Source organism: Serratia sp. 506_PEND (genome assembly GCF_001076875.1).
In the GTDB taxonomy this organism is placed as follows: Bacteria; Pseudomonadota; Gammaproteobacteria; order Enterobacterales; family Enterobacteriaceae; genus Serratia; species Serratia marcescens.
In genome coordinates this window covers 1-9,141 of the sequence record NZ_JVEL01000610.1, presented here as the reverse complement: position 1 = coordinate 9,141, position 9,141 = coordinate 1, and the positions used below count along the sequence as shown (strand labels likewise).

Here is a 9,141-nt window from a genome sequence, read left to right as displayed (position 1 = left end):
CCGATCTGAACAGCGCGCCGCTGGAAGTGACCGACGCGGCGGGCAACAAAGATTAAAAACACTCCAGAGAAGTATTCAGAGTCAAGCTTTGACTTGCTGGAGGAATACAGTTCAGGAAAAGCAAGGGTTGCGTTAAGTACCTATGATCATGTTTTCGATGTTACAGGTAGTTTTAAAATATTGTATGAATAATGGCGGCATTTTGTGCCGCAGAAAAAGTTCGAAACGGTAGGAGGCATACTAAATACCCAATGTGCCGTTAATCAGGGTGCAGCACTGCCCGCCGATCCAGGGTTCGCCGTCAATAAAGCGCACGCTCACGCGGCCATCTCGATTCAGTTGGGTGCCCTGGCGCACCAGGTAGCCCTGCGCGGTCCGGTCGCCGTCGGGGAAGCGGCTGGCTTGCAGCAAGCGCGCCAGGCAGGCGTTGGCGCTGCCGGTTACCGGATCTTCAATCAAAACACCGCATTCCACCATAAACGCGCGCATTTCGTAATCGGCCGGTTCGGTTGCGGAGCAGGCGCCATAGATCACCACGCCATCCACATCACACGCGGTTTGCAGCTGTTTAATCGTGGCCTGATCCGGCGTTACCGCCAGGCAAGACTGCGCGTCCGGCAGGCGCACCATCAGCCAGCGAATGCCCATCTCGGCAATCACCGGCGGGGTGCCTGCTGCAATCACTGCAGGCCGTAAAGCGGCCGTCAACCGTTCGGTTTCCTCGGCCGCCATTGGGCGGAACTCAACTTCGGGCGCGGCGAACGCCAATGTGCCGTCCGGCAGGATATTGACCGCCACCAGGCCGACGCCGCATTCCTGCATCACCGTTCCAGGCCGTTTGGGCGTCAATCCGGCTTCCAGTAGGGCGTGGGCGGTGCCCAGCGTCGGGTGGCCGGCGAAGGGCAGCTCTTTTTCGGTGGTGAAAATGCGCACCTTATAATCCGCCGCCGGGTGCGTCGGTTTAAGCACAAAGGTGGTTTCCGAAAGGTTGGTCCAACGGGCCAATGCCAGCATCTGCGCGTCGTTCAGCCCTTCGGCTTCCAGCACCACCGCCACGGGATTGCCCTGCAGCGGCGTGGCGGTGAAAACGTCCACCTGTTTGTAGGCGCGGGGTGTCACATCATCACTTCTGAGCATTGGCCATCATCCGTTATCAACAAAACCTGATGATAACGATATTCGCCAATGGCTTCAAAGGGTTGAGTTTTGTTTTGAGATACCCGCCCGTCGCCACTTCAGCCCCGGCTTGGCGAACATCACCAGGTTGCCCAGCAAAATCAGGCACAGGCCCAGCACGGCGTTGAAGTGCCACTGGTAGCCTTCGTAAATCGTTGAGATGGTCAGCGCTACCAGCGGGAACAGCAGGGTGCTGTAGGCCGCCGCGCCGGCGCCGATGCGGCCGAGCAGGCTGAAGTAAGCGGCGAAGGCGATCACCGATCCGAAGATCGCCAGGTACAGCAGGGAGCCGATATAGCGGCTGCTGAATTCCATCTGGAACGATGCGCCCTGCGCCAGGGCGATCAGCGCCATCAGCATCGCGCCGTAGGTCATGGCATAGGTATTGGTGGAAAAAATATCCAGCCCGCGGCGCTGATGGCGCGCGCTGATCATATTGCCCAGCGAGAAGCCGTAGGTGCCGAGCGCGCTCAGGCCGATGCCTTTAAGCAGCTCCGGCGCCATGCGGGTGGCGGCCAGATCTTGCCAGAACAGCGCCACGATGCCGGTCAATCCCAGTAGCGCCGCCGGCAGCAGGTTGGGGCTGGGGCGCTGGCGGAAGAACAGCAGGCTGTTGAGGGCGTTGAACAGCACCGCCATCGAGAAGATCACCGATTCCAGCCCGCTGCTGATGTAAGCCGCTGCGTGGTAAAAGCAGAAGAAGTTGAAGCCGAACACGCAGCAGCCCTGCAGCACGCAGAACAAATGATCGCGCGGGGCGATGCGGCGCAGGCGGCGCGTTAACAACAGCACGGCGAACATCACCGCGGCGGAAATGGCGAAACGGTAAGCGATCGACACGGGAATGGCCACCGGGCCTTCCTGTTGCAGGGTGATCGCAATCCAGGTGGTGCCCCAAATCAGCACCACGGCGAGGTACAACAGCGCATTCATTCTATTTGTTACTCCGAAAAAACCGATGGCGCAGTATCCGCTTTGGCGCGCGGCGGCGCTTGCAGCGCTTTGCGCCCAGTTGCATATTCTTGCGCTTTTTTTGCCAAAAGCGCGGGGCGGCCGCTGGCATGCCGCGGCGCCACTCTTTACACTGTCGGCATGTCGAACAACGGGGCCGGCGATGTCCAACTATCAGGCGTTTGAAACACTGCGTGAACACAAGGCGCGGCTGCACGGCAGCGTGCTGCTGGGCACCGGCGTGGAGCTGGCCGCCTGGTCCAACTGCAACGATCGCGTCACGCAGGAAAGCGCCGACCACCATACCCTGAGCCTGTACGTCGCCGACGGCTATGAGTGCTACCAGCAGGTGCCGGGCGGCTGGCGCAACGGCGGCGGGCCGGATCGGTTCTGCATCATGCCGCGCCAATACGCCTCCACCTGGGATGTGCGCAGCGATCTGTCGTTCGTGCACCTGTATTGCACCGATGGGCATCTGCGCCGGCTGGCGGAGCAAACCTGGGACCGCAGCCCGGCGGCGATCAACGTGGAGCCGCGCAGCTTCGGCGAAGATCCGCAGATCACGTTGCTGTATCGCCAGTTTTTGCTCAACTGCGACTGGCGGGACAGCGCCAATCTGCTGGCGCTCAGCAGCGCGTCGAACCTGCTGATGTCACACCTGATCCAGCGCTACAGCCAGCTGCAGTGGAAGCTGCCGCCGGTGCGCGGCGGGCTGGCCCCTGCGGTAGCCAGGCGGGTGCGTGAATATATCGCAAGCCACCTCGATCGGCCTTTGCTGCTGGCGGATCTGGCGGTGCAGGCCGGGTTGAGCGAATACCATTTCGCCCGCATGTTCAAGCACGCCACTGGCCTGGCGCCGCACCAGTTCGTGATGCGCGCCCGGCTGCAGCGGGCGGAACAGCTGTTGCGGCATAGCCAACAGCCGATCACCGAGATCGCGCTGGCGTGCGGCTTCAGTTCCGCCAGCCATTTCAGCAACCGCTTCAAGGCGGCCTATGGATTTGCTCCGCTGCAGGTGCGGCAGGGGCGCTAACCGAAAGGGAGTGCAGCATGGATCAACAATTTGCCGGGCTGGGCGTGTTGTTTGTCGCCGGATTCGGGCCCATCACGCGTGAGAGCGACGAGAGCAAGGCGTTTTATGTCGAGGCGCTGGGGCTGCCGCTCAAGCCGATGCCGGGCAACGAGAGCTATCTGCTGTCAAAGCAGGGCGCGCTGGACGGCGTGAAGCATTTTGCCCTGTGGCCGCTGGCGCAGGCGGCGCAGTCCTGCTTTGGCGACGATCGCTGGCCGGCGGATCTCGCGGTGCCGCAGGCGTGGATCGAGTTTGACGTAGCCGACATGGCGGTAGCCACCCAGGGGCTGGTCGATCGCGGTTATCGGCTGTTGGTCGCCAACCGCGAAGAGCCGTGGGGGCAAAGCGTTACTCGGTTGCTCAGCCCGGAAGGACTGCTGGTTGGCGTCACCTATACACCTTGGCTGCGTTAGACGCCGTGCCGTTCGTCGCCGTTTCGCAGCGGCGGGCGGCCTAAGAACAAATACGCATTAGCTTAAAGCGATCTGCGCTATAGACCTATCGAATCCCCGAGTTGTTTCCTTCCTTGAAAGCAGTAATCCCGTTCATTGCGTAAAAACCAAGGGCCAGAACGCGCTATTGCCATGCCATTTTACGGCGATTTTCCCTCGTCTTTTTTTGCCGCCAGGTGCCTGATGGTAATAGAGATTATTCTTATATTTCCATCAATGCTTAAGAAATAATAATGATTCTCGTTTTCAACCACGGAAAGGAGAAGGAACGATGAAAACAGTGAAACGAACGGGCATCGCGCTGGCGATAGCCCTGATTTTCCCCCTGGCATTGCCTGCCGCTATGGCGGCGCAACCCTCCCTGACAAACAGTAAGGCGGCGACGATGACGGAAAAACACGGGCAGTTTATTGCGGTCGGTAAAGTGGTGCAGGTGACCTTCGGCGATTTCGCCTTCAAGCTGGATTTTACCGATGACAAGACCATGACCTTCACCGGTATCGGCGAGGCGTCGCAGGGCATCACCGATACGGTGCAGTACACCGCGGTGGAGATTCGGCCGAAGGTCTACATGGTCTATTGGCACGAACCGCAGTCCGGCGACAACGTGACGCATATCGAGGACTTTGAGCGCGGCGAGGTGTACACCAACATCGCCGCCAAGGACGGCAGCTTCACCCATCTGAAAGGGCAGCTGAAAATCGTAGGTCACTCAGGAAACTAAGGAGCAGTTATGAAAAGGCATTGATCACCTGTGCGATCGTCGGCGGCTTGCTGGCGAGTTACCCGGCGTTGTCAACGGATCAGACGGCGCCGCAAAAGTCGGCCGGCAAAGGCGGCTATCATCATGCCCAGCAAAAGCTGAAGGTGGTGGAGGATCTGTACGCGGGCTTCTTCAACCGCCACGACATCGGCGTGGCGCAGAGGCTGATTGTGGAAAACTACAAGCAGCATAACCCGTTCGTCGGCGACGGCATCAAGCCGTTCCTCGATTTCTTCAGCCAGACCTTCAAAGACAATCCGCAATACAGCGCCAAAATATACCGCAGCGCGGTCAACGGCGATCTGGTCTACGTTCACGTCCAATACCAAAATAACCCGCAGGATCGCGGCACCGCCAGCGTGGATATTTATCGGGTGAACGATCAGGGGAAAATCACCGAGCATTGGGACGTCAATCAGGATGTGCCGGAGAAATCGGCTAACGACAATACCATGTTCTGAGTCACAAGGGCCGCTGCGGCGGCCCTCAACGCGCCCGCAACACTTTATTTACTTACATAAATATTAAATGACCGCCGCGTCGAGTAGGCTACGGCCGCCTTTGGCAGTGGTGGTACGGTTGATGGGCGTCATTGTCCCGCCACTGCTTGAGGCGTTTCCCCACATTTCCCGTTATCCCGCGCGTTGATTTTCCACTTTTTTGAACTGATGGCGCAGCTGCAGCGCATTGCAAAGCACCAACACCGCCGTCACGGCGAACACCCAACGGAACCCCATCATCGCCGAAATGCCCGATCCCAGCAGCGGGCCAACCACGTTGCCCAGGTACATAAAGGATTGGTTATAGCCGAAGATGCGCCCGGTCACCTGATCGGAGGAATACTTCAGCAGCAGCGCCTGCACCGCCGGCATCAGCGCGCCGTCGGCAAAACCCAGCAGGAAGCGCAGAATGCCCAGTTGTAATGGCGTATTCACCCAGGCCATCACGGCGAACAGGCCGGTGGTGAACAGCAGCGCGGCGATCAGGATGCGCGCGGTGCCGATGCGATCGCCGAGCCGCCCGAGGCGCGGCGCGGAGATCAGCGCCGCAATGCCGGGCACGGCGGCGATCATCCCGCTGACAAAGGCAATATTGCTGACATCGCCCGACAGCTCGCGGATGAACAGCGTCAGGATCGGGCTGATGGACGAGTTGGCCAGCTGGATCATCAAGGTACAAACGAACAAGGTGACGATCAGCGTCGGATAAGGCAGTGAACGGAACACCGCCTTGCCGCTCAGCTGATCCGCTTTTTTCACCGTAATGCGCCGTTCTTTAATCAGGAACAGCGTCACCAGGAAGCTGACGAACATCAGCCCGGCGGTGACGAAAAATACCACCCGCAGCCCCAGATGATCGGCCATCAGCCCGCCCAAGAGCGGGCCGGCGATGACGCCGGAGATCTGCCCGGTAGAGAGCGTGCCCAGCGCCCAGCCGCTTTTATCGCGCGGCGCCTGCGAGGCGACCAGCGCCATGGCGTTGGGAATATAGCCGGACGTTAGCCCCATCAGAGCGCGCAGCGCGAACAGCTGCCAGACGTTGGTGGCCAGCCCCTGCAGCGCGATGACGATCGCCATGCCCAGCGAGGCGCGCAACAGCATCAGCTTGCGGCCTTTGCGGTCGGCCAGGCTGCCCCACAGCGGCGACACCACCGCCGAGACCAAAAAGGTGCCGCTGAACACCAGTCCGGACCACAGGCTGAGGGATTGATGATCGCTGACGCCGAGCTGTTCGACGTACAGCGGCAGAAAAGGGAGGATTTGGCTCATCGCCAGCCCGGTGAAGAAACACCCGAGCCAGACCGAGATCAGATTGACTTTCCACGCTTCCATCGGCTTACCGTACCACGTTGAATAAGGAGGGATTTATTAAGCAACATAATAATAACACTGCAAATTAATCGGCGAGGGGCAAATGCGTGAGCAAACGTAACCCTGCCGATGCAGTGTCTTTTTTGCTATATATTAATAGCTATATTATCATAGGTAATTAGGTTAAGCCAGAGCGACGCGGTAGCCAGGCAGGGCACTGCGCGATCCGGTGGTGTGAAAGCAGGGATAAACTGAACGCTAGATTGATGCCAATGAAAAAAGATCACCCTGAAGACGTGACGCTGCTGCGCACGCAGTTAATGTCGCTGGTGCGCCGTTTGCGGCGCGAGTCGCGCAGCGACGAAAAATCCTGGGCCCAGCTGATGCTGTTGGGGGCTATCGATCGCCACGGTGGCGAGGCGACGCCGTCGCTGCTGGCGGAATCGGAGCGCATGCGCTCTTCTAACCTGGCGGCCGCGTTGCGCGAGCTGGAAGCCGATGGGCTGCTGGTGCGAACACCGGATGCCGAAGACAAACGCCGGGTGCGGGTGCGCCTGACGCCCGCCGGGCTGGGCCTGCTGCAGCAAAGCCGCAGCCGGCGCGAGGCGTGGCTGCTGGCGGCGATGGAGAGCTGTTTAACGGAGCGGGAGCAGGCGCTGTTGATTGAGGCGGGGGCGTTGATGGCGCGACTGGCGGCGGCGCCAACGGACGAGGAATAATCGCTGGGCGGCCGGTACGCCGCCTCCGCGGTGAGATTACGGCATCGGCCAATCGACCGGCATGGTGCTGACCACGTCCACGTAGCGATCCCAGGCCGATGACCAGAAGTGGGTGAAGGCTTCCAGGGTAAGGTGGATGCCCATCAGGCCCATCACGAACCAGCAGGCGGTAAACAGGCCCAGGCTGCTGAACATGAACGCCATGCCGTTGCGGCTGGTTTTACGGCAAACGACGTTTAACTGGCTGGCGAAGAACATCATCACGGCGCTCAGCAACTCCCAGCGCATCATGACTAAACCGGTGGCAATGGTACTCATCGAACTCGATCCTATGTAACAAAAAGCCGCATCCGGCAGGGCGCCGACAGGGAAATGCGGGGGAAATAACGGGAATAATGTGATTTGTGTCACATTGTAGCATTGGGGCGAACGGGGGCTCAATGGGGATCGCGGTGAAAAAATCGCCGCCGGTAACATTCCAATATGCTGAAACAGTTATGCCATTTCATTAGCAACCTTTTCATGGGGCGGCGCGCCCGATAACGCTATGCTTGCCGGCTTTTCAGTTCCCTGATTTTGCGGGGAAATGTGACGCAAAAGGTACCGGCACCGCATGGCCCTGTTAAAAGAAAAAATTCGCGACCATTCCGCGGAAGAGAGGCTGTTCATCCGCCGGGCGGGCGTGGCGCTGGCGCTGGTGGTGGCCTGTTTCGGCGTGCTGATCGCCAATCTCTACCGGCTGCAAATCCGCCAGCATGGTTTTTACCAGACGCGCTCCAACCAGAACGACATCAAGATGCTGCCGCTCGCTCCCAGCCGCGGGTTAATCTTCGATCGCAACGGCACTCCGCTGGTGCGAAACGTGACACTGTATCGTATCGAGATCACGCCCAGCAAAATCACCGACATGGCGGCGCTGCTGCAGGCGCTGACGCCGATCGTCGATCTGACGCCGGAAGACATCAGCGCGTTTCGCGACGATATGCACCACAACAGCCGCTACAAGCCGGTGACGCTAAAAACCGGGCTGAGCGACACCGAGGTGGCGCGTTTTGCCGTCAATCAATACCGTTTCGACGGGGTAACAATCGATACCTATCAACAGCGTGAATATCCTTACGGCGCTCAGCTGGCGCACGTGCTGGGCTATGTGTCGAAGATCAACGACAGCGATCTCAAGCGCCTGGACAAGGCCGGCCTGAGCGAAAACTACGCCGCCGACCGCAACATCGGCAAACAGGGCATCGAAGCCTATTACGAGTCAGAGCTGCACGGCACCACCGGCTATCAGGAGGTGGAAGTGGATAACCACGGGCGGGTGATCCGGCTGCTGAAGGAGCAGCCGCCGCAGGCCGGCAAAAACATTTACCTGACGCTGGATCTGCCGCTGCAGCAGTACATTGAATCGGTGCTAAAGGGGCAACGCGCCGCGGTGGTGGTGGAAGATCCGCGCGACGGCGGCATTCTGGCGATGGTCTCCAGCCCCAGTTACGATCCCAATCCCTTCGTCAAAGGCATCGGCTATCAGGCCTATAAAACGTTGTTGAGCAATCCGGAGCTGCCGCTCATCAACCGCGTTACCCAAGGGTTGTACCCGCCGGCCTCCACGGTGAAGCCCTATATGGCCGTTTCGGCGCTGTTCGCCGGGGTGATCACGCCCACCACCACCTTTTTCGGCGCGCCGACCTGGACGTTGCCCGGCACCGAGCGCCGTTACCGCGACTGGCTGAAAACCGGCCACGGCATGCTCAATGTCACCAAAGCGATTGAGGAGTCCGCCGATACCTTCTTTTATCAGGTGGCGTATGAGATGGGCATCGATCGCATTCACCATTGGCTGAGCCAATTCGGCTACGGTCAGTCCACCGGCATCGATCTGAACGAAGAGTACCGCGGCGTGCTGCCGAGCCGAGACTGGAAACTGAAAGTGCACAAAAAGGGCTGGTATCAGGGGGATACGGTCTCGGTGGGCATCGGCCAGGGGTATTGGGTGGCGACGCCGATCCAGATGGTAAAAGCGTTGACCACGCTGCTCAACAACGGCAAGGTGAAAACGCCGCACCTGCTGTATTCGCTGCAGCAGGGCAACCGGGTGACGCGCTACCAGCCGCCGGCGCAAGCGGCGCAGATCGGCGATCCCAACTCGCCTTACTGGGGCATCGTGCGCAACGGCATGTACGGCATGGCCAACTTGCCG

The 9,141-nt window shown here is 59.7% G+C and carries 10 protein-coding genes; 6 read left to right on the top strand and 4 right to left on the bottom strand.

Annotation, left to right across the window (positions count from 1 at the left end; all coding sequences use genetic code 11):
- Positions 1–240: 240 nt before the first annotated feature.
- Together ADK28_RS27775 and ADK28_RS27770 are read right to left on the bottom strand one after the other, a co-directional pair.
- Positions 241–1,137 (bottom strand): PhzF family phenazine biosynthesis protein, encoded by an 897-nt coding sequence (locus tag ADK28_RS27775; protein WP_048797249.1) that lies wholly within the window; start codon positions 1,135–1,137, stop codon positions 241–243.
- A 54-nt stretch (positions 1,138–1,191) separates the two neighbouring features.
- Positions 1,192–2,109 carry a DMT family transporter gene (locus tag ADK28_RS27770; protein WP_048797248.1) on the bottom strand — a complete coding sequence of 306 codons (918 nt, stop codon included), beginning with the start codon at positions 2,107–2,109 and terminating at the stop codon, positions 1,192–1,194.
- 181 nt (positions 2,110–2,290) lie between these two features.
- Here ADK28_RS27770 and ADK28_RS27765 point away from each other — a divergent pair, with 181 nt between their 5' ends.
- From ADK28_RS27765 to ADK28_RS27750, 4 genes are all read left to right on the top strand, one after another.
- Entirely contained in the window at positions 2,291–3,160 is an 870-nt protein-coding gene (locus tag ADK28_RS27765; protein WP_033640396.1) for a helix-turn-helix domain-containing protein, read from the top strand.
- A gap of 17 nt (positions 3,161–3,177) precedes the next feature.
- Complete coding sequence (locus tag ADK28_RS27760) at positions 3,178–3,612, top strand: glyoxalase/bleomycin resistance/dioxygenase family protein (RefSeq protein ID WP_048797247.1); 435 nt, start codon at positions 3,178–3,180, stop codon at positions 3,610–3,612.
- 310 nt (positions 3,613–3,922) lie between these two features.
- Positions 3,923–4,375: a MoaF-related domain-containing protein gene (locus ADK28_RS27755; protein WP_152929755.1), complete on the top strand. Its 453-nt coding sequence runs from the start codon at positions 3,923–3,925 to the stop codon at positions 4,373–4,375.
- A gap of 20 nt (positions 4,376–4,395) precedes the next feature.
- The gene (locus ADK28_RS27750; protein ID WP_048797246.1) at positions 4,396–4,875 is read left to right on the top strand and encodes a nuclear transport factor 2 family protein; all 480 of its coding nucleotides are present in this window, start codon (positions 4,396–4,398) and stop codon (positions 4,873–4,875) included.
- Positions 4,876–5,046: 171 nt separating this feature from the next.
- Here ADK28_RS27750 and ADK28_RS27745 read toward each other — a convergent pair whose 3' ends face one another.
- Positions 5,047–6,246 (bottom strand): multidrug efflux MFS transporter, encoded by a 1,200-nt coding sequence (locus ADK28_RS27745; RefSeq protein WP_004940721.1) that lies wholly within the window; start codon positions 6,244–6,246, stop codon positions 5,047–5,049.
- A gap of 251 nt (positions 6,247–6,497) precedes the next feature.
- On the opposite strand from ADK28_RS27745, the gene ADK28_RS27740 reads away from it, so the two are divergent.
- Positions 6,498–6,944, top strand: coding sequence for a MarR family winged helix-turn-helix transcriptional regulator (locus ADK28_RS27740; RefSeq protein WP_033640393.1), 447 nt, complete (start codon positions 6,498–6,500; stop codon positions 6,942–6,944).
- Positions 6,945–6,980: 36 nt separating this feature from the next.
- Here ADK28_RS27740 and ADK28_RS27735 read toward each other — a convergent pair whose 3' ends face one another.
- Complete coding sequence (locus ADK28_RS27735; RefSeq protein ID WP_033640391.1) at positions 6,981–7,262, bottom strand: YjcB family protein; 282 nt, start codon at positions 7,260–7,262, stop codon at positions 6,981–6,983.
- Between the two features lie 295 nt (positions 7,263–7,557).
- Here ADK28_RS27735 and mrdA point away from each other — a divergent pair.
- The coding region (gene mrdA, locus ADK28_RS27730) for a penicillin-binding protein 2 (RefSeq protein WP_048797245.1) at positions 7,558–9,141 on the top strand (1,584 nt) is incomplete at its 3' end.

Bases quoted from the DNA above. Each gene is read 5' to 3' on its own strand.
- ADK28_RS27775 (WP_048797249.1), bottom strand. From the start codon at position 1,137: ATGCTCAGAAGTGATGATGTGACACCCCGCGCCTACAAACAGGTGGAC.
- ADK28_RS27770 (WP_048797248.1), bottom strand. From the start codon at position 2,109: ATGAATGCGCTGTTGTACCTCGCCGTGGTGCTGATTTGGGGCACCACC.
- ADK28_RS27765 (WP_033640396.1), top strand. From the start codon at position 2,291: ATGTCCAACTATCAGGCGTTTGAAACACTGCGTGAACACAAGGCGCGG.
- ADK28_RS27760 (WP_048797247.1), top strand. From the start codon at position 3,178: ATGGATCAACAATTTGCCGGGCTGGGCGTGTTGTTTGTCGCCGGATTC.
- ADK28_RS27755 (WP_152929755.1), top strand. From the start codon at position 3,923: ATGAAAACAGTGAAACGAACGGGCATCGCGCTGGCGATAGCCCTGATT.
- ADK28_RS27745 (WP_004940721.1), bottom strand. From the start codon at position 6,246: ATGGAAGCGTGGAAAGTCAATCTGATCTCGGTCTGGCTCGGGTGTTTC.
- ADK28_RS27740 (WP_033640393.1), top strand. From the start codon at position 6,498: ATGAAAAAAGATCACCCTGAAGACGTGACGCTGCTGCGCACGCAGTTA.
- ADK28_RS27735 (WP_033640391.1), bottom strand. From the start codon at position 7,262: ATGAGTACCATTGCCACCGGTTTAGTCATGATGCGCTGGGAGTTGCTG.